The following is a 19,029-nucleotide window of genomic DNA, read 5'->3' as shown; positions in this document are numbered from 1 at the left end:
AAGGCCGTTTTCGATTACTCCCTAAGATTCCAGGGATTCAATAAAATCACTTCTATATATTACCAATCATACATATGTTTGTCTAACAATCCCCCAAAAGGTCGAGCTGTAAACCCTTTCTTTCTCAGTGAAAGAGGTATGCTGCTAGTAACAATTCGGGATTGTTTTCAAGCGTTTGTTGACAAGTCTCACAAACAACTCGAACTTGTGTTTTTCCACTCACATTATGAGTTATTATATCTTTCCGTTCTTCTGGGGTCAACTGATCCAAGCCAAGCTGACTTTCGCTTGCTTGGTTTGCATCGATCCGTCCCAACTCAGCGTGGCAATATCGACAGACGTACTCCCACTCCATATATACGTCCCCCTTCGCAATCTATTCCTCTTTCTAGTATCGACGAAGGGGCAGATACTCATTCACGTGGTGCATGAAACTTATTCATCGCTTGTGAAAAACCTTCTGTAAGCCAACAATCAATTGCTTCAGCAGCTCGTTTACTTGCGTCTACCATAATGGGAAGTTCCAATTCATCAAATGTTGTTAGCACATAGTCAACAACCGGGATTGGTCGCTGTGGTCGACCTATACCTATCTTGATTCGCTTAAACTGATCTGTTCGCAAGTGAGCAATTAATGACTTCATCCCATTGTGTCCGCCTGCACTTCCTTTTACCCGCAGTCTCAAATGCCCAAGTGGCAAATCTAAATCATCATAGACAACACACAAATCATCCATTGAAAGTTGATAAAAGTCACATATTGGACGCACTGCTTCTCCTGACAAATTCATATAGGTGAGTGGCTTGTACAGGATTACTTTTTCTCCATGCACAAAACCTTCTCCATATACTGCATTCCACTTTTCCTTCGTTAAGGGAATTTGCCAAAGCTGACTCAATTCATCAATTGCCCAGAAGCCGACGTTATGACGCGTTTCGCGATATCGGATACCTGGATTGCCTAAACCGACAATCAGTTTCAATTGCCTCACCTCAATCAAACAGCTTACTTACAGACTGCTGTTCATGTACACAGACAATTGCCTCACCTAATAGTGGGGCTACTGTTAACACTTTCATTTTATCAAGCATCTTCTCTGGAGGAAGCGGAATCGTATCTGTCACAACCATTTCGACAATATTTGAATTCTCAATCCGTTCAATAGCAGGTCCAGAAAAGACCGGGTGTGTACAACAAGCATATACTTCCTGGGCTCCTTGTTCCATCAATGCATTGGCTGCCAAGGTAATGGTGCCTGCTGTATCAATAATATCATCGATAATAATACATCGACGTCCCTTTACTTCCCCAACAATATTCATTACTTCTGCCACATTTGGGGCAGGGCGACGCTTATCAATGATCGCAATGGGCGCCCCTAATCTTTCAGCTAATCGACGGGCGCGGATTACACCACCATGGTCAGGAGAGACAACCACAATTTGATCTAATTGCTTTTCTTGGAAATAGCGCGCCAGAATTGGAACACCGATTAACTGGTCTACAGGGATATCAAAGAAGCCTTGAATTTGCGGCGCATGCAGATCAATCGTAATGACACGATCCGCACCAGCAGTTGTGATCAAATTGGCAACCAGCTTTGCTGTTACAGGATCACGAGCCTGAGCTTTCCGATCCTGCCTTGCATATCCATAGTACGGAAGGACAACATTGATGACCCCTGCGGAGGCACGTCGCAATGCATCAACCATCACAAGCAGTTCCATCAAATGTTGATTGACAGGGTCACATGTTGACTGAATAACATAAACATCGACTCCCCGGACTGTTTCCTCCAGCCGTATTTGAATTTCTCCATCACTAAATTTGCCCACATGCGAATTACCAAGAGGTATTCCGATATGTTGACAGATTTTTTTCGCCAGTTCCGGATTTGAATTACAAGTAAAAATTTTTAATGGAGCACTGGCTGTATCGATCATATACATTTTTTGCCTCCATTTTCAGCTTGCTTTCCATTTGCTATTTTTGTTGGCTTCTTTTTGCCCATAGCTTTTCTACATAGCCAGGCTTATTTGTTTGTCTTTCTCGTGCAATTGCTAGTGCTTTTTCTGGAACATCATTAGTAATGGTAGACCCTGCTGCCACATATGCTCCCTTTTTCACATGTACAGGGGCAACTAAATTTACATTACAACCTATAAAAGCATTGTCTCCAATGATTGTTTTAAATTTATTCTTCCCATCATAATTAACCGTCACAACACCGCAACTTATATTTACCTTTTTCCCAACGCGCGCATCACCGACATACGCCAAATGAGAAACTTTTGTTCCATCACCCAACTCTGCTTTTTTGAGATCGATAAAGCAGCCGATTTTGACACGTTTCCTCAAATGAGTCTGGGGTCGCATATAAACATAGGGCCCAACCGTTGTCTCTTTTTCAATCCGGCTACCAGATGCAACCGTATATTTGATCGAGACTTCATCGTCAATAACCATATCAGTTAGATCTGCTTGTGGTCCAATTTGACAATCCTCACCAATCATAGTCGTTCCACGAAGGAAAGTTCCCGGATGTATCACGGTATCGGCACCAATGAAAACTTCTGGCTCAATATAAGTATTTGAGGTGTCGACAATCGTAACTCCTTCTTCCATATGCTTTTGAAGAATCATTTGTCGCATATATGCATCCGCTTCTGCTAGCTGCTGGCGATCATTGACCCCCATCGCTTCACCAGCATCGTGTACTTTGACAGCATGAACCAATTCCGAACGTTTTAACAGCAATGATAAAACATCGGGTAAATAATATTCTTTTTGGGCATTGTTATTATTTACTTCATGTATAACAGAGAATAGCTTTTGATTATCAAAGCAGAACGTTCCTGTATTGATTTCAGTAATCTGCCGCTCTTCCTCTGATGCATCCTTATATTCGACAATTCGTTGTACTGAATGATTGCCATTACGAATGACACGACCATACTGCGCAGGATCGTCTAAGTCTGCTGTAAGCACAGTAGCGGCTGCCCTTTTCTCCTGATGGGATCGAACCAGTCTTTGCAATGTCTCTAGTGTAAAGAGCGGATGGTCACCATTCATGACCAATGTCGTTCCTTCTAGAGAAGCCAATTCATCCTTTGCTTGCATGATTGCATGAGCTGTACCCAATTGCTCTTTCTGTTCGACTAATGTAACCGCGTGCTTCTTTTCTAGATGTTCACGCAATGTATCACCTTGGTATCCGATCACACAAATCGTCCGATCACAACCAAGCTCATGTAAACGATCAAGCACATGATCAATAATCGGTTTTCCGCAAACCGAGTGCAGCACCTTATGTTTTTTTGATTTCATTCTTGTCCCTTTACCTGCAGCCAGGACAACGGCATAAAGATTGCCCATCGCAAAAAAAGCCCCTTCCGTTCATCATCAAGATATAATATTGGTTTCAGTCACACGGTTCTATCTTATAGCATTTTGGTTAAAAAGAATAGCTTTGACAAAATCAGTTACAACGATTCATAAATGTAATCTATGTATACACTACATGAAATAAAATTGATCAAACAAAACAGACCTAACATCGCAAAAAGCAAATGTTAGGTCTGCTTTGTATTCGTACAATTTATTGAACGTCTACCTCCTATCGTGGAGGTAGATTCCTGCCAACACCAGTCCAATGACTCGTTATCTATGCAGGCTCAACCCACAGTTCCTGCGGTGAAAATAAAGTATGCTCTGATATGCTCTCTACTGACGCTTAATTCACCCTTTCGAGAGTCATACCAAGAGGCGCCCCATCTATCTCACCGCTTAAAGGGGAGTATTTTGGGGCAATTGGATAACTGAATCAATCCTATGATAGGGCTCTTTCCTCTTCAGTCACAGTCGATATCGTTTCAGATGAAACATCATCCATACTGTGATAAACCTCTAATACTGCTGATTCAATCTTTTCGCGACTTACAGGAGAGATCGGATGTGCAATATCTCGAAAATCACCATCAGGTGTTCGTTTGCTTGGCATTGCTACAAACATCCCATTATTTCCATCAATGACGCGGATATCATGCACAACAAACTCACTGTCAATTGTGATTGAGGCAATGGCACGCATCCGCCCCTCACGATTTACCTTTCGTAGACGAACATCAGTAATTTCCATCCACTTTCACCACCTATTCCCAAGATGACCTATATGATGTATTCGAGCAAAAATATAAATCACCTTCTAGAATATGGGAATATAAGAAATTTTTTTCAAATTATTTTTTGGTGGCGATAACTTCTATTTCAATCAGAGCATCTTTAGGCAGCCGAGCCACTTCCACAGTTGAACGAGCGGGTTGATGGTCGGTAAAATACTGTCCATATACTTCGTTAATGATATGAAATTGATTGATATCTTTTACAAATAATGTACTCTTCACTACACGTTCTAACCCTGAACCAGCAGCTTCTAACACAGCAGTAAGATTTTTCATCACCTGGTGCGTCTGGGCAACGATATCATCTGCTATCATTTCTCCATCTGGTGTAAGAGCGATTTGACCGGATGTAATGATCAATTCACCCCATTCAATCGCTTGCGAATATGGACCTAATGCTTGAGGCGCCTTCGCTGTGCTAACTTTCTTCATTTTTTTCACCTACTTCTAAATTTCCGATCTCAACGATAATCTCACGTTGTTCCATGTCAATTTCACGAATGGCTGCGAGAGAGACGTAAGAATCAATCCTTCGCTCAACTGTTGGTGACTCCACCATCACACCTACGCCTACAAGTTCTGCGTGAAATTCGACTAGTAGCTCCATCATACCATAAATCGTGCCCCCGCCTTTCATGAAGTCATCGATCACCAACACGCGAGAACCCTCAGCTAGGCTTCTTTTAGAAAGCGATAAAGGGCGTATTCTATGGTTGGAGCCAGTGGTATTGACAGTTACGACTGAACCCTCTGTTACTCGATAGTCGTACCGCGCAATGACGACTGGAACATTTAGATATGCGGCAGTTGCATAGGCGAGTGGAATTCCTTTTGTCTCAACTGTTAATATCGAATCAATCTCCCGTCCCCCAAAGAGAGTAGCAAAAATTTTCCCCAATTGGCGCAAAAGCTCTGGATCGCCAAGCAAATCGGATAGGTAAAGAAACCCGCCTGTTAAGATTCGATCAGGATTGGCTAACTGCTTACATAAGACTGTTAAAATTTGCTTGATCAACTGGTTACTCATACTTGGGATATAGCGAACTCCACCTGTTGCGCCTGCAACTGTTTCTAAACGACCATTTCCTTCTTTGCGTAAGACCTCATCAATAATGGCTAAATCTTCACTGATGGAAGACTTAGCCGAATGGTATCTGGAGGCAAAAACAGGCAGAGGTAATAATCGATATGGCTGTGTAATCAGTTGTTGAGTCATATCGGTTAAACGCGAACTTCTCTTCCATTTATCCACAATACTACCCCCGAAAACCGAATATTAATGAGGGAAATATAACATTTTGTACGACTTGAATCAAGAAGGCTCATTTTAACGACCAAGTAAACGAACTGCATAAACTTGCTGACAAAATCCTCGCAAACTATTATATAGTCGCTTGGCTTGGGCTTCCGTTCGGACAAGGCTATAGATCGTAGGGCCACTTCCAGACATCAGTGTGCTTTTTACACCAAATCGCAAGATACGTTCCTTTAACAGGCGTACGTCTGGATAAACGGACATGGTAACAGGCTCTAATACATTCCCTAAATATTGAATCATCTGATCATAGTCGCCCTTTTTCAATGTTTCAACGATTGCTGCTGTACGTGGTCGATCTTTGATTTGATGAATACGAAGGCGTTGGTAAACATCGGCGGTTGACACGCTGCGTGGCGGTTTAGCGAGTACTACCCAACAATGTGGCGGAGCAGGAAGCGCAGTGATTCGCTCACCTCGACCTTTTGCTAATGCAGTACCTCCAAATACACAAAACGGGACATCAGATCCGATTTCTGCACCCAGCCGCGCCAATTCACGTAATGTTAAGTTTAAACTCCATAATTTATTGCAACCACGCAAAGTCGCAGCAGCATCGCTACTCCCACCAGCTAAACCAGCAGCTACAGGTACTCTTTTATCGATGCGAATATGAACCCCTTGACGGACACCATATCTTTGTTGGAGAAGCAAAGCAGCTCGATATGCTAAGTTGCGTTCATCCTGTGGAACTAAACCTGAACTGCTCTCTAAAGTAATTCGTCTCGAATCACGACTCCATAAATCGATTCGATCCGCTAAATCAATCGTCGTCATCACCATCTCCAACTCGTGATAACCATCTCTCCGCTTATATAGAGTATCTAACGTAAGATTTATTTTCGCTGGTGCTTTCTCAGAAACAAACAACGCGTCATTTCCCCCTAACTCTATTCAGTCCATACGACCTACATGGGCAATTTCGGATCGACACAAATCTGATCCATCACAACCCTTCCTATTCCTATTATAAAACATACTGGATGTAAAGCCTATTGCCCTATCATTCTATTCCCTCTTTCAAGCATTCCCGAACTTCCTTTACAACGAAAAAGACCGAGAATACTCTCGGTCTACCCTGTTTCCAATTCGACTATTTTCTCTTTGTCGCAAGCTGTTCTTCAGCGATCTCAATCGCACGTTTGACCATATTTCCGGCATCTCGCGCTTTAATTCCGCCCCAGCCTTCACGTTGAACAGTATCATAGAAACCAAGTTCCTTTGCCAGTTCAACCTTTAGAGATTCTGACATGACACCACGACGAGCCATGCACCATCGCCTCCTTGTACTACAGGGATGTGCATATCGTACCCTTCTAAGGTAAAATGTATGTATCCCGTCTGCCCCAATACTTGGGGGGACAGGTTTCATTTACTGTGTATTTTTTAAGTACTTGACCATCACTTTTTCGTTCTTTTTAAAGACGGTCAACTCGACTGTTTCTGTTAAAATATCAGCATAACTGTATGAAACGCGTTTAAAAGCGTGTTGTTCTTCATCCAACTTAATGATAAATACTGAGGGGTATGTCTGTTCTAAGACACCTTTTCGTTCAATGGTCTTGCGGCGCCCACTATTAGCTTTTAAGAGGATTTTTTCTCCAATATAACCGTCCAGCTCATTTTTGATTTCGGCCAGCGCATTTTTACTCATAATCTACGACCACCTCACTTGTATAAGATTATACAACAGGTGGAAGAGCAAGTCAAATATTATAGCAATGTCACATTCGTTTTGTCAATTGAAAATTTAAACATCAAGAATAAATATGTTAACTTGCTATAACAAAGGAATAGCTTGTAATTTATACTTTGTTCACTTAGAATTCCATTCTAAATAAACGATGAGAACAAGTATTATTTTGAACAGTTGCCACTATACAATCCATAGAATGGGTGCTTTTTGCAAAGAATGACTACTTTAGCAAAATTAATATAAACCTTGCAAAGAACAAATAAACGTTCTGTCTAATGCAAGGTTTTATCTATTTTATGATTTACTTGGTATAACGATCTGCGACCGCGCTTGCCGCATATGCTTCTGGCTTAATTTTTGCCGTATAACCTATTGCTGTAACCCAACCGACTACTTCTTGGATCAGCTTTCTCGTTTCTCCTTCTCGCCCTACATCTAGATGAATTTCTAACGGAACATCCTCTAAAAGCTCTGAAAACTTTCCTTTGAGCAATTCTACACAATCTAAACTATACTCTGTCTCAGTATAAATACGGGAACGTAAATCTTTCATAGAAGGGTGTCTACGTTTATGTGTATAAAAGAGTGCTCCTTTTCCTAACCGCTGGATGATCACTGCCGTCACAAATAGCGTTTCCCGATTATTGGTCTGTGAATCTGTACCAATCACAACTTTATATTGTGCGTTTGCATCTTCTTTAATATAGTCACGAATCTGCCTTGTCATCTGATCAATACTACAGGGTCCTTTTCTTGGGTGGAAAAAGATCACTTTTCTAGCTCCTTCCAGATGTACTGATAAACGCGATCAAGGGTCATATACGAGCCAAATGCTCGTCCGTTTATAAAGAAAAGCTAAGCTACTGACATATGCTAAACAAACGCTCCAGACTAAGAAAAACTCAATTAATAGCAAAATGAAGATAAAACTTGTTCATATGACTTCTTAAACAATCAGTTTTCCCGCAATTCCTCTGCAAATACCTTCGCAATATGGGCAAATTCAGCTAACGTTAATGTTTCGCCACGACGTTTTCCATCAATTCCTGATGTTTGTAACCATGAATGGAGTTGATCTTTTGTTGCTTGACTCTGAAATTGTGCATGTAAAGCATTTTGGAGCGTCTTTCTTCGCTGCTGGAAGGCAGCTCGAATGATCTGAAAAAGTAAAGTTTGATCTGATGTCTGTACAGGTGGAACATTGCGTAATGTTAATTTCACCACCATCGAATCGACTTGAGGTCGTGGTACAAATACATTGCGCGATACATGAGTAACTCGTTCTACTGTGGCATAATATTGGGCAAAGAGCGTAAGTGAACCATATGCCTTTGTATGGGGCTGGGCCATCAATCGTTCAGCCACTTCTTTTTGAATCATGATCACGATGTTTTGAAAAGGATAGCCACCTTCTAAGAGATGAATAATGAGCGGTGAAGTAATATAATAGGGCAAATTAGCAATCACATGGACATCTTTGCATTCGCTAAGGTAGTCATGAATTAATTGATGATAATCTACTTTCAACGCATCACCATGAATAAAAGAAATGTTCTCGTTTGTAGCAAAAAGTTGATGCAGTACAGGCAAGAGTCGACGATCCAATTCGATGCCTACTACGCTTCCCGCTTGCTTCACCAAACGCTCTGTCAACGCCCCAATACCTGGCCCAATTTCAATCACACCTGACTGTTCTGTCAGCGGAATGGCGCTTACAATCCGTTCGATTATATGACGATCTGTTAGAAAGTTTTGCCCTAAACTCTTCTTCAACCCCAGCTTCGCCTCGGCTAAGATTGCTTTTGTTTGTCCACTGATGGTACGCTGTTCATCTTTCATCTTTTTACCCTTTCCAAAGCCTGAGTTAACTCTTCTTTTTGAATTCGCAGCACCTGTAATCGGTGAAAAAAACGTTTCCCATTTGCATAGCCAATATCTAGCTCATCGGCAAGCTGCTCTCGGAGCTGTGCAGAATCGGCTCGACCAATCAAACCAATCGCTACATACTCTGACCAACTCAACTCAGTCCAAGCATCTTGATTCACTTGCTCTGTGCGAACAGATGCAAGGGCATGGCGGAGTGCTTGATCACTCGCATGTTCTACACCAATCTTTCTTTTACCTTTTGCTGCTTCGCGTGATAAAAAAGCGTGCTTTACACCTGGTACATGCTCAGAAATAATTCGACGAATCCGTTCACCTGCACTATCTGGATCGGTAAAGATGATCACACCTCGTGTCCGTTGTGCCCTACTAATTTCGAATAAAACCGATTCACCAATCGCTGACCCACCTGTTTCTATCGTATCTGCATCTACAGCTCGCTGAACTGCTTGTGTATCATGTAATCCTTCTACTACGATCACTTCTTGTATCTTTGCTTTCATGATATATCAATTCGAAACAAGCGTTTCGCATTCTCCATCGTAACTTGAGCCAATTCTTCATACGAAACCCCGCGCAAATTTGCGATCTCTTCCGCTACTAAACGCACATATCCAGTTTCATTCCGTTTTCCACGATATGGATGTGGAGCTAGATATGGGGCATCGGTTTCAATTAACAATCGGTCTAATGGCACGTGCTTTGCCACTTCTTTAGCAAGATGTCCATTTTTAAACGTCACAGGCCCGCCTAATCCAATATGGAAATTAAAGCTCAAACATGCTTCCATCATCGCTAGATCACCACTAAAACAGTGCATCACACCACCAACTTGTTCTGCCTGCTCTTCGCGTAAGATGGCAACAGTATCATCATGCGCATCACGATCATGAATGACAATCGGCAAACCAACTTCCCGCGCTAATTGGATTTGTCTTCGAAAAAGCCGATGTTGAACATCTCTTGGCGAATTATCCCAATAATAATCAAGCCCGATTTCACCAATTGCTACAACTTTGGGATGATGAAGCTGCGCCTTCATCCACTGATATTCTTCTACTGAGCAATCTTTTGCATCATGGGGATGCCAGCCGATCGCTGCATAAATAAAATCATAATCATCTACTAATGCAAGTGTTGACTGAATCGTTTCACGGTTATACCCGATGTTTAACAAATAGCGTACCCCGTATTGCTCCTGGGCACGCTTTAATACTTCTTTCTGATCCTTAGCAAATGCTTGATCGTTCATATGAGCATGTGAATCAAACAACATGAACAGCACCTCTATTTTGCTAGCAAGTCAATCCGGCTTAAAGGCAATACAATCACATCTGCACGTCCGACTACTTCATTCATACTGACGCTACCAATGATCCGGCTATCTTTACTATTGTTGCGATTATCTCCTAGAACAAAGAGTTTTCCTGCTGGAACAACGGTTTCATCCAAATCACCAAGGATTTTCTCACTGATATATTCTTCCTTTAACTGCTTACCGTTTCGGAAGACACTTCCTTCATGTATCTCTATCCGATCATTAGGTAACCCAATAACTCTTTTTACAAAATCACGTTTTTCGTTAGTATGAAAGACAATAATGTCTCCATATGCAGGGTTCTTCACTTTATATATGAACTTATTGACAATTAATAATTCATTCCCATCTAACGTTGGATACATGGAGGTACCCAATACCTCATATGGCGCAAAAAAGAATAAACGAACAACTGCTGCAATGATGAGAGCAGAAACAATAGCTGTCCCCCACTCTTTCACCACATTTTTTTTCATCCTCGAACCCCCGATCGATTTCTCATCATTTCTATCGACCGGTTTCTTACGATGTTTCCTAAATGTCCCGTTCGATCGATAGCAAATAGATAAAAATGGATAGATTTGTTCATAGAGTTTATTATAGCATAATGTTTCAGGATACTTTTGCACCATTCGGAATCTCTGCATCAACAGTTGTCAAGACCAATTGATCTCCTTCAGATGCTGCTAAAATCATCCCATGCGACCACTCTCCACGCAGTTTTACCGGTTTCAAGTTGGTGACACAGACTACTTTTTTGCCTACTAACTCCTCCGGTTGATAATACTGGGCAATCCCAGAGACAACTTGACGCTTCTGAGTTCCTAAGTCTAGTTGTAGCTTTAACAGACGATCCGCTTTCGGGATTCTGTCAACTTGTAGCACTTCCGCCACACGTAACTCAACTTGTGCAAATTGTTCGATGTTGATTTCTGCTGCTTGCGGTTTTTCCTCTACTTCATCCTTAGGCGTTTGAGTAGCACCTTGCTGATAAGCAGCCGTAGAATCAGCAATCATTTTTTCAATCACTTCAACCTCTTCCTCAGCTTCTAAGCGTGGAAAAAGTGGTTTCCCCTTGTTAGTAGAAAGCCCAACAGGTAGGCTGCCAAAAGAATGTAAACTCGTCCAAGCTGTAGCATCTCCTTGTTCTAACCCTAATTTTGCCCAGATGCTGCGAGGTGTTTGCGTCATAATCGGCTGGATCAGCAAGCTGGTAATCCGCAATACTTCTAGTAACTGATAAAGCACAGTATGCAATCTAGCTTCCTGTGCAGGTTCCTTCGCTAGAACCCATGGTTGCTCTTTTTCAATTAAGCGGTTCCCAGCTCTTACCAGCTTCCAAACCTCTTGAATCGCTTGAGAAAACTGCATCTCTTCCATGGCCTGTTCGAAACGTTCTACTGTTTGCTGTGCCAAATCTACCAGCTCTTGATCAAACAGCACTCGATCATATGCTGGCACCTTGCCTTGATGATACTTACCCACCATCGTTACAGTGCGATGAAGTAGATTCCCTAGATCATTGGCTAAATCTGCATTAACCCGTTCAACAAATGTACTTGGTGTAAAGGAGCCATCTGCACCAAAAGGCACCTCTCGCAATAGGTAATAGCGATAAGCATCGAGCCCATAGCGATCAATCAGTGGAACTGGATTAATCACATTCCCTTTTGATTTGGACATCTTTTCACCTTTTACCATAAAGAAACCATGTGCAAACACTTTTTTAGGTAGCGGTAAGCCTAAGGCCATTAAGAAAATGGGCCAATAGATAACATGGAATCGAACAATATCTTTTCCTACTAGGTGAACATCCGCCGGCCAATAGCGGTGAAACTTCTCTATAAGTTTAGGATCATCGCCACGATAACCAATTGCCGTAATATAATTCGCTAATGCATCCAGCCACACATACATCACATGTTTGGGATCATTGGGCACAGGGATCCCCCAGTCAAAGGTAGAACGAGAGATACTCAAATCCTCTAAACCTGGTTTGATAAAGTTTTGCAGCATTTCATTCTTACGTGACTCTGGTTCGATAAAGGTAGGATGTTCTTCATAATATTTGACCAAACGATCAACATATTTGCTCATCCGAAAGAAATAGCTTTGTTCCCGTATTTTTTCGATTGGACGACCACAGTCCAAACATCGACCATCCGTAATCTGACGATCTGTAAAGAATGCTTCACAATCAACACAATACCAGCCTTCATATTCACCTAGATAGATATCATCTTGATCAAGAAGCTGTTGAAAGATTTTTTGGACGATTGTTTTATGGCGCTCTTCAGTCGTACGGATAAAATCATCATAAGTAATATCCAGTTTATCCCATAATTCACGTATGCCCACGACAATCTCATCCACAAAGGCTTGCGGTGTTTTTCCTGCCGCTTGTGCTTTCTTTTGAATCTTTTGTCCATGTTCATCAGTTCCTGTCAAATACATCACATCATAGCCTCGCAATCGTTTATAGCGAGCCATCGCATCTCCAGCAACGGTTGTATATGTATGACCGATATGGAGTCGATCACTTGGATAATAGATGGGAGTTGTCAAATAAAACGCTTTTTCTTTACTCAACTTAGGTCACTCCTTATATCAATCGATAAAAACATAAAAAAGCCTCTTCCCCTTTTGGGGCGAGACTTTGCGTTCGCGTTACCACCCAAATTTAGCATCATCATAATCGATCATGCCCTCTGCATACCCGATAACGTGGGTCACCGTCTCTTCCTACTCGATCCTTCAGAAGAGCCACTCCTGAGTCATCTTCATTCGTTTTCGCTATACCGGCTTGCACCTACCCCGGCTCTCTGTCCATAGCGTCGGCGAATTACTTATCTCAATCATCGTTCTCAGCAACATTGTACATGGCTCATCTAGGAGATGCAAGCTCTACATATACAAGATAGCTCTATGCAGCGTACTTTCTTCTTAGTCTATCGAGTTGGTGTTCGCCACTCTTTCCAGATTGCTGGCAAAACACGTCGCAGGTATGTAGTCCCTTTGATAAAAGAGGTTCCAGCTTGACGGACTTGATAATCGATTGGCACCTCAAGCATTCGGTAGCCTTGCCGAAGAATCGATAAGGTCATAACTTGGGCATAATTATAATCGTGATTGATCCGAAGATCACGTAAGACAAGGCGTGAAAAAGCACGAAATCCCGACTGTCCATCCCAGATCCACCGACCTAGTAAAAGAGATTGTAGCAATGTAAAACTGATATTCGCCAATCGTCGGTGCCATTTCATGCCCCGAATGTGCCCCTTAAATCGGGAACCCATGACATAATCTGCTCTTCCATCCAAGATGGGTTGGACAATCGAAGGAATCGAATGTGCAGGATATTCATTATCAGCATCTATCATCACGGCTAGGTCGGCACCCTGCTGATATGCTTTTTTTAATCCTTCTCGGACAGCAGCACCTAAACCGCGATTCTGTGAGAATGAATAGACTTGCTCCGCTCCTGCTGCTGTTGCAACTTGCGCCGTTCCATCAGTAGATCCATCATCGATCACCAATATAGAGACTTCAAGATCTGGATGCCATGTACGGGGCACTTTTTGGATGACATGAGCAATATTTTTTGCTTCATTCCATGCCGGAATGACAACGATTAGTAATGGTTTCAACTTTGAACGACCTTTCATAACAAAATGGCGATATCGATCTCACCATCGCCGTGAACCACGATCACCAGCAGTTCATATGACTTCCTAAAGTTTAGTCAACAAGTGCATCCTGTAAAATCTGCCCACGAGCATGATCAGGATAAGGAACACCTAATAGATAGCATATCGTGGGTGTAATCGAGGTTAGGTTTACTTTTGTATCGATTGTTACACCTTCGCGAATCCCTTTACCAACCATCAAGAAAGGTGGATATCTTTCTCCCTCGTCTAAGTGTGCATGCCCGCCAATCCCATCTGATTGACCATGATCCGCACATAGTATAAAGACCGCATCTTCTAGATAGCCTGCTTGTTCTAACCACTGATAAAAAGCCCCTACATGTCGATCTGCTTCTTCGATTTTTGCTAGATACTCATCATATAGCGCACCACGGCTATGTCCTGTCTGATCGACTGCAATTAGTTGCACTGCAAAGAGATTCCAGTCTTGCTCATCCATCAATTGCTTTGCTCGCTCAATCGTAAGTCCATCGATTTCATCATTTGGCACAACAGCGCTCATCGCTTCTACATCATTACCAAATGCTTCTAGCAGATGAGCAATTGCTAATAGTTTACCCTGTTTCCCTTTTTTTCGAAGCTGGTCAAAGATCGACTCACAGCGAACTCCTTGTCGCCAAACAAAATTGCTTGTAATCCCATGATCACGAGGATAAGCACCTGTGAAGATGGAAGAAAAACAGACAACTGTTCGCGCTGGGTAAATGGTTTCCATCTGAGTAAAGACGGCTCCTTGTCCTTGCAACTTGTCGATAAAGGGCGTGTTTGCCTCTGCTAAACGATCCGCGCGACAACCATCAATCACAACCATCACAACACGTTTTACTTTCTCCTCTTTTGGAACAGGCGCTAGTTCGCGTGTCCATTGCTCAGGCTCTGCGGGTCGCCAATGAAAGAAGAAATGGTGAACGCCAACACTGTAAAAAAAGAGCAAAACAAGGAAAAGAAGATAAAACCAGGTTGACAGGTTTAGCGAAAAAGGCGGATTCACTATATAAAACCATTGTAATACAGCAAGCAACAACATAAATTTGGGTAATTGCTCTTGCGCATTGCCACTTGTAGAGTCGCTATGTACCAATACTAAACGCCAAAACCGCTTATAGTTATCCAGAGGAATCCCAATTCGCCAATGATAATAGATACTTCCCCAAAAGATGATTGTAAAGAAGAAATATAGCACTAGCGCCCAAAGTTGCAACCCTAGGTGCCATCCGCCAAAGCTACCAATAAAGAATACAAGCGGAGGCCAAAGATACCAACGTAATTTTAGTGGAAATTCAAAACAAGCATAGAGGATCAATAAGGGAACGACACAAAAAAAAGCCCATAAGAGGGATATCAGATGAAAGGAGCCAAATAATAGCTGAAAGCTGATAAACGTACCCACTACAAAAACCGGGGTAAATGGCTTTCCTTCATTTAAGACATTCCAGATTCGCGCGCCTACCTTCTCCCATGTGGGTGCAGATTTCAATTGATTACACCTTCTTATCAGTAGTGAAATCGTGTATGGTCCGATTTTGCTGAAACCATGTAGCAAATCGCTGAATACCTGTAGCAAAATCTACTTGAGGTCGATAACCGATTGTTTCTTTGATCTGTGTTAAATCAGCCCAAGTATAAGCTGGATCACCCAGTTGTTCACCTTTTATTTCAAGTTTCGCTTCTACATGCAAGGCACTTGCCAATTGCTTAATCATCTGCCTTAAAGAAATCCTTTCTCCTGAGGCAACATTAAAAAGCTGAAATCCATTTGGTCGCATTAAGCAACGTTCTACTGCTTGAATCAAATCATCAATATATGTGTAATCTCTAGAAGAGTCTAATGAAAAGACAGGGATAGGTAAACCTTTTACCATTTGCCTTGCGAAGAAATGGATCGCCATATCAGGGCGCTGTTCAGGGCCATATACTGTAAAAGGTCTCAATATTGTCACATGAAGTGGATAGAGTTGCTGGTAAGTTTGACAAAAGATTTCTGCTGATCGTTTCGCTGCTGCGTAAGGACTACTAGGCATTTCCTGGGTGATACCTTCTTTCCAGGGTTGCACCACTGACTGATGTCCATAGACAGACGATGAAGAAAAAAAGATCAAATGCGGCACCTGATACTCAACAGCAAGTTGTAAAAGTTGAACCGTTCCTGTTACATCTATATCAACATATTCAGTTGGGCGCTGCAAAGAGGGGCGCACACCAGGAATTGCAGCTAAATGAATGATGACCTCCCATTGTTCCTGTTGGAAGACTTGCTTGATCTGTTCTCGTTGACAAATATCAGATCTATAGCATACAACGCGCGGCTCATCTTGCCACTGCTCCAACCGTTCTTGCTTTTGCTTTGGGCTATAATAAGCGTCTAAGTTATCAATCACTGCTATTTTCTCCACTGTTGACCCTTGCAAAAAGTGGCGAACAAGGTGGCTTCCAATAAATCCAGCGCCGCCAGTCAATAATATCTTCATCCATATTCGTCCTTTTATTTAAATAAAATCGTGACAACTTGTAAAAAAGTTATACACTCTCATCCAAGTCCTGGCTATGAACACCCCGCATTATGGAAGGTGACGGTTGCCGTTTTGAAGCGACTTGTTAAACTGCTGAACATCTAGCTGATACAATTTTAAATGATGATAAGGTGTATAAATCCGTTCACTTGACTGCCAGCTACCCAATAACTTTAAGTATCGGTCTACATGGTACCCTTGGTTTGCAAATCCATGTACCACTGATGAAGTAAGCAAAACGGTCGTTCCAGAGGGCAGACCTTGCATTCGATTCGTAAAGACGGACCAACTGCGTAGCCGTTGTGTCAGATAGTCAGGAGCAACAGCATGGATCACTCTTTCCTCTTCCCAAGTAAAAGTAATCACATGATCAGGATTCATATGCTGTTGGAGATACTGTGTCAATGCCATAACAGGCGAAGGTGACAAGTAACGTGTGACTAAGTAGCTACCGAATAGCCCTTGACAGAGAAAGATTAGAATGATCACAATCCAGCCCATTTTTCTTGTCCATTTGCCATATTTCATGTAAGATTGAATTCCAATTAACACATACAGGATGACAATGGGAACTATAGGCAGAAGATGACGGGGTTTATCTAGATTTTGCCCATAAAAGACCCATACAATCATCGGAACCCAGCTAAGATAGAGGAAGATTCCTTTTCGATTCATTTTGAGTTCGACTGTTCCCCAAATGATCATTAAAAGTAACAAAAGGGCAAGCCACTGACTGATAAAAGGCTCTCCTGGATTCGCACCATTTAAAATGCTGGTCCATATTTGATGAAAAGCAAGTTGCAACCGATTAAGCAATGACTGATGCTCTGTGAGTAGTGTTCCTCCCCAATCCGTAAAATGGCCACTTAAAAAGGCTTTTCCTAGTTTTAAATAAGCAAGTACGCCACCCTCTGAAAAGCTGACTAACCAAACCCAAAGAAAAAGTGTCATATTTCCAAGAATAAATGCCATCAATGGAAACCGCCAACGTGATGATGTCCATACCCAATGCCCATCTTCCCGGAGAAAGTGCCAAAGGGCAAAGAGCCAGACTACGCCTATTGGAAAATAGGACAAGCGTACACCTAACAATAGTACATATAGAATAGCCGCTCCAATCAATGCATAGCCATCATGCTTTTCATTGCGAGGAGTATCTAAAAAATGACGCCCTAATATATAGAGATATGCCAAAAGGATACATAGACCCAAGCTATCCGACATCGGCTGAAGAGATGTGATCCAAACCAATGGATGAACTGCAAAACAAACGGTTGCCACTATTGACATGGTTTGAGATAAGAATTTCTTAGCCAAACAATAAAAAAGAAACAGACTCACAAAATTGGCAAGAAAACTAATGATAGAAAGTGATAAATATGGATTTGTGACCCAACTGTGGATCATCATCGCAGGAAAAATAAACAGCGGATAGCCAGGGAAATGAGGTTGCATGGCATGAATATCAAATCGATCAAGCGCCAGTGCAAAATCAACCGCATCCCAACTTTCGGGTAAATGTCCTAAAAAGGGCAGTCGCGTACCTCCATATATGATCAGACCGATTAATCCGATCCATAAATAAAGCCAGCGCCTTTTACGCTTTTCTACACCGTTCATTTTTTATTTCGACCCAATAATAGAAAGAGTAGGATAGAACCGATTAAAACGAGTACAATCACGACTAATGGCAGCCATTGTCCCCATTTTGTTTCGCTTTGCTCAGCCACAGATGCTTGCTTTTTTTCCTTTAGATGACCTTTTCCACCACTCTGTACTTTCTCGTTTTTTGGAATATACTCCTTTTGTAATACCATCAAAATATGCTTCTTTGCTGCCATAAATTGATCAAAATGCGCCTCTTTTTTTCCCACATTAAATAACCCCGGATTACCAAGCGAATCAAGAGCTTTTTGGAAGTTTTCTTTCAGTTTGGGAATTTCGCTGGGATTTCGCTGTTCTAAGTCAACACTTAGCACTTCAAATGCTCGATTCGCCTTTGCCAATAAGATTTTATTACTCGAGAAATTCTTAAAGTCTTTTTCTACATTATCCAACCGCCGCTGAATATTCCGAACCAATGCCTCACGCCAATAGGCGAGAGCTTTTTCAGCATCTTTTTGCTCAAGCGCTTGTTTGATTACCTTTGGAAGCTCTGGCCCAATCTCGGCATGCTGACTCATCTCTTGTTCAACCGTTGCCAACTCTTTTTCAGCTTGCGCAAAATCAGGATTTTGCTGCCCTAGCAATCCTACTGCTTTCTGATAAGTATCTGCGATCGGTTCTTCGTCTGGCTTACCATAGGAATATCCCCAACTACTTGGAATAAACCAACTCCAAAAAAAGAGCATCATCAATCCAATCGAGACCGTTTTCTTCATCAGGCAGAATCCCCCTCTCTTCAATACTTTCTTCTC

General features: G+C 42.0%; 21 protein-coding genes and 1 other annotated feature. All 21 genes read right to left on the bottom strand.

All coding sequences use genetic code 11. From position 1 onward, the window contains the following. Positions 1–124: 124 nt before the first annotated feature. The 21 genes from BUB71_RS11860 to BUB71_RS11760 all read right to left on the bottom strand — a co-directional run bounded on the left by BUB71_RS11860 (position 125) and on the right by BUB71_RS11760 (position 18,993). On the bottom strand, positions 125–355 hold the full coding sequence (locus BUB71_RS11860; RefSeq protein WP_073155054.1) for an anti-sigma-F factor Fin: 231 nt from the start codon (positions 353–355) through the stop codon (positions 125–127). A 58-nt stretch (positions 356–413) separates the two neighbouring features. Continuing rightward, entirely contained in the window at positions 414–983 is a 570-nt protein-coding gene (gene pth, locus BUB71_RS11855; protein WP_084731488.1) for an aminoacyl-tRNA hydrolase, read from the bottom strand. Between the two features lie 10 nt (positions 984–993). Next, a complete protein-coding gene (locus tag BUB71_RS11850; RefSeq protein WP_073155225.1) occupies positions 994–1,944 on the bottom strand; it encodes a ribose-phosphate diphosphokinase in 951 nt (316 codons plus the stop codon). A 40-nt stretch (positions 1,945–1,984) separates the two neighbouring features. Continuing rightward, positions 1,985–3,376, bottom strand: a complete 1,392-nt coding sequence (gene glmU / locus BUB71_RS11845) for a bifunctional UDP-N-acetylglucosamine diphosphorylase/glucosamine-1-phosphate N-acetyltransferase GlmU (RefSeq protein ID WP_073155052.1) — start codon at positions 3,374–3,376, stop codon at positions 1,985–1,987. A gap of 454 nt (positions 3,377–3,830) precedes the next feature. Beyond that, positions 3,831–4,139: a septation regulator SpoVG gene (spoVG, locus tag BUB71_RS11840; protein WP_073155051.1), complete on the bottom strand. Its 309-nt coding sequence runs from the start codon at positions 4,137–4,139 to the stop codon at positions 3,831–3,833. Between the two features lie 100 nt (positions 4,140–4,239). Beyond that, positions 4,240–4,614 (bottom strand): RidA family protein, encoded by a 375-nt coding sequence (locus BUB71_RS11835; RefSeq protein ID WP_073155050.1) that lies wholly within the window; start codon positions 4,612–4,614, stop codon positions 4,240–4,242. Then, a complete protein-coding gene (purR, locus tag BUB71_RS11830; protein WP_073155049.1) occupies positions 4,601–5,434 on the bottom strand; it encodes a pur operon repressor in 834 nt (277 codons plus the stop codon). The genes BUB71_RS11835 and purR overlap by 14 nt, the downstream gene beginning before the upstream one ends. Before the next feature lie 75 nt (positions 5,435–5,509). Next, the gene (ispE, locus tag BUB71_RS11825) at positions 5,510–6,367 is read right to left on the bottom strand and encodes a 4-(cytidine 5'-diphospho)-2-C-methyl-D-erythritol kinase (RefSeq protein ID WP_073155048.1); all 858 of its coding nucleotides are present in this window, start codon (positions 6,365–6,367) and stop codon (positions 5,510–5,512) included. Between the two features lie 223 nt (positions 6,368–6,590). Then, a complete protein-coding gene (locus BUB71_RS11820) occupies positions 6,591–6,767 on the bottom strand; it encodes a small, acid-soluble spore protein, alpha/beta type (RefSeq protein ID WP_073155047.1) in 177 nt (58 codons plus the stop codon). Positions 6,768–6,869: 102 nt separating this feature from the next. Next, positions 6,870–7,151 carry a biofilm formation stimulator Veg gene (veg, locus tag BUB71_RS11815; RefSeq protein WP_073155046.1) on the bottom strand — a complete coding sequence of 94 codons (282 nt, stop codon included), beginning with the start codon at positions 7,149–7,151 and terminating at the stop codon, positions 6,870–6,872. Positions 7,152–7,494: 343 nt separating this feature from the next. Further along, positions 7,495–7,965 (bottom strand): ribonuclease H-like YkuK family protein, encoded by a 471-nt coding sequence (locus tag BUB71_RS11810; protein ID WP_073155045.1) that lies wholly within the window; start codon positions 7,963–7,965, stop codon positions 7,495–7,497. 182 nt (positions 7,966–8,147) lie between these two features. Then, entirely contained in the window at positions 8,148–9,032 is an 885-nt protein-coding gene (rsmA, locus tag BUB71_RS11805; protein ID WP_073155044.1) for a 16S rRNA (adenine(1518)-N(6)/adenine(1519)-N(6))-dimethyltransferase RsmA, read from the bottom strand. Further along, positions 9,029–9,580, bottom strand: a complete 552-nt coding sequence (gene rnmV / locus BUB71_RS11800; protein WP_073155043.1) for a ribonuclease M5 — start codon at positions 9,578–9,580, stop codon at positions 9,029–9,031. The genes rsmA and rnmV overlap by 4 nt, the downstream gene beginning before the upstream one ends. Continuing rightward, a complete protein-coding gene (locus tag BUB71_RS11795) occupies positions 9,577–10,353 on the bottom strand; it encodes a TatD family hydrolase (RefSeq protein WP_073155042.1) in 777 nt (258 codons plus the stop codon). Before BUB71_RS11795 ends, rnmV begins: the two co-directional genes overlap by 4 nt. Positions 10,354–10,364: 11 nt before the next feature. Then, complete coding sequence (gene lepB, locus BUB71_RS11790) at positions 10,365–10,871, bottom strand: signal peptidase I (protein ID WP_073155224.1); 507 nt, start codon at positions 10,869–10,871, stop codon at positions 10,365–10,367. Between the two features lie 136 nt (positions 10,872–11,007). Beyond that, positions 11,008–12,984: a methionine--tRNA ligase gene (metG, locus tag BUB71_RS11785; RefSeq protein ID WP_073155041.1), complete on the bottom strand. Its 1,977-nt coding sequence runs from the start codon at positions 12,982–12,984 to the stop codon at positions 11,008–11,010. A 52-nt stretch (positions 12,985–13,036) separates the two neighbouring features. After that, positions 13,037–13,263, bottom strand: a binding site (T-box leader). Between the two features lie 80 nt (positions 13,264–13,343). Then, complete coding sequence (locus BUB71_RS11780; protein ID WP_245815591.1) at positions 13,344–14,042, bottom strand: glycosyltransferase family 2 protein; 699 nt, start codon at positions 14,040–14,042, stop codon at positions 13,344–13,346. A gap of 91 nt (positions 14,043–14,133) precedes the next feature. Beyond that, a complete protein-coding gene (locus tag BUB71_RS11775; RefSeq protein ID WP_073155039.1) occupies positions 14,134–15,579 on the bottom strand; it encodes an alkaline phosphatase family protein in 1,446 nt (481 codons plus the stop codon). A gap of 4 nt (positions 15,580–15,583) precedes the next feature. Beyond that, the gene (locus tag BUB71_RS11770; protein WP_073155038.1) at positions 15,584–16,570 is read right to left on the bottom strand and encodes an NAD-dependent epimerase/dehydratase family protein; all 987 of its coding nucleotides are present in this window, start codon (positions 16,568–16,570) and stop codon (positions 15,584–15,586) included. Between the two features lie 90 nt (positions 16,571–16,660). Then, positions 16,661–18,232 carry a glycosyltransferase family protein gene (locus tag BUB71_RS11765; protein WP_073155037.1) on the bottom strand — a complete coding sequence of 524 codons (1,572 nt, stop codon included), beginning with the start codon at positions 18,230–18,232 and terminating at the stop codon, positions 16,661–16,663. Next, complete coding sequence (locus BUB71_RS11760; RefSeq protein WP_073155036.1) at positions 18,229–18,993, bottom strand: hypothetical protein; 765 nt, start codon at positions 18,991–18,993, stop codon at positions 18,229–18,231. Before BUB71_RS11760 ends, BUB71_RS11765 begins: the two co-directional genes overlap by 4 nt. Positions 18,994–19,029: the final 36 nt, after the last annotated feature.

This window comes from Seinonella peptonophila (assembly GCF_900129355.1).
Taxonomy (GTDB): Bacteria; Bacillota; Bacilli; order Thermoactinomycetales; family Thermoactinomycetaceae; genus Seinonella; species Seinonella peptonophila.
This window is presented reverse-complemented; position numbering and strand designations above follow the sequence as displayed.

Coding starts and splice junctions, on each gene's coding strand:
- BUB71_RS11760 (WP_073155036.1), bottom strand. CDS start 18,993: ATGAAGAAAACGGTCTCGATTGGATTGATGATGCTCTTTTTTTGGAGT.
- BUB71_RS11765 (WP_073155037.1), bottom strand. CDS start 18,232: ATGAACGGTGTAGAAAAGCGTAAAAGGCGCTGGCTTTATTTATGGATC.
- veg (WP_073155046.1), bottom strand. CDS start 7,151: ATGAGTAAAAATGCGCTGGCCGAAATCAAAAATGAGCTGGACGGTTAT.
- glmU (WP_073155052.1), bottom strand. CDS start 3,376: ATGGGCAATCTTTATGCCGTTGTCCTGGCTGCAGGTAAAGGGACAAGA.
- BUB71_RS11795 (WP_073155042.1), bottom strand. CDS start 10,353: ATGTTGTTTGATTCACATGCTCATATGAACGATCAAGCATTTGCTAAG.
- lepB (WP_073155224.1), bottom strand. CDS start 10,871: ATGAAAAAAAATGTGGTGAAAGAGTGGGGGACAGCTATTGTTTCTGCT.
- BUB71_RS11860 (WP_073155054.1), bottom strand. CDS start 355: ATGGAGTGGGAGTACGTCTGTCGATATTGCCACGCTGAGTTGGGACGG.
- rsmA (WP_073155044.1), bottom strand. CDS start 9,032: ATGAAAGATGAACAGCGTACCATCAGTGGACAAACAAAAGCAATCTTA.
- BUB71_RS11850 (WP_073155225.1), bottom strand. CDS start 1,944: ATGATCGATACAGCCAGTGCTCCATTAAAAATTTTTACTTGTAATTCA.
- rnmV (WP_073155043.1), bottom strand. CDS start 9,580: ATGAAAGCAAAGATACAAGAAGTGATCGTAGTAGAAGGATTACATGAT.
- BUB71_RS11770 (WP_073155038.1), bottom strand. CDS start 16,570: ATGAAGATATTATTGACTGGCGGCGCTGGATTTATTGGAAGCCACCTT.
- BUB71_RS11820 (WP_073155047.1), bottom strand. CDS start 6,767: ATGGCTCGTCGTGGTGTCATGTCAGAATCTCTAAAGGTTGAACTGGCA.
- spoVG (WP_073155051.1), bottom strand. CDS start 4,139: ATGGAAATTACTGATGTTCGTCTACGAAAGGTAAATCGTGAGGGGCGG.
- BUB71_RS11835 (WP_073155050.1), bottom strand. CDS start 4,614: ATGAAGAAAGTTAGCACAGCGAAGGCGCCTCAAGCATTAGGTCCATAT.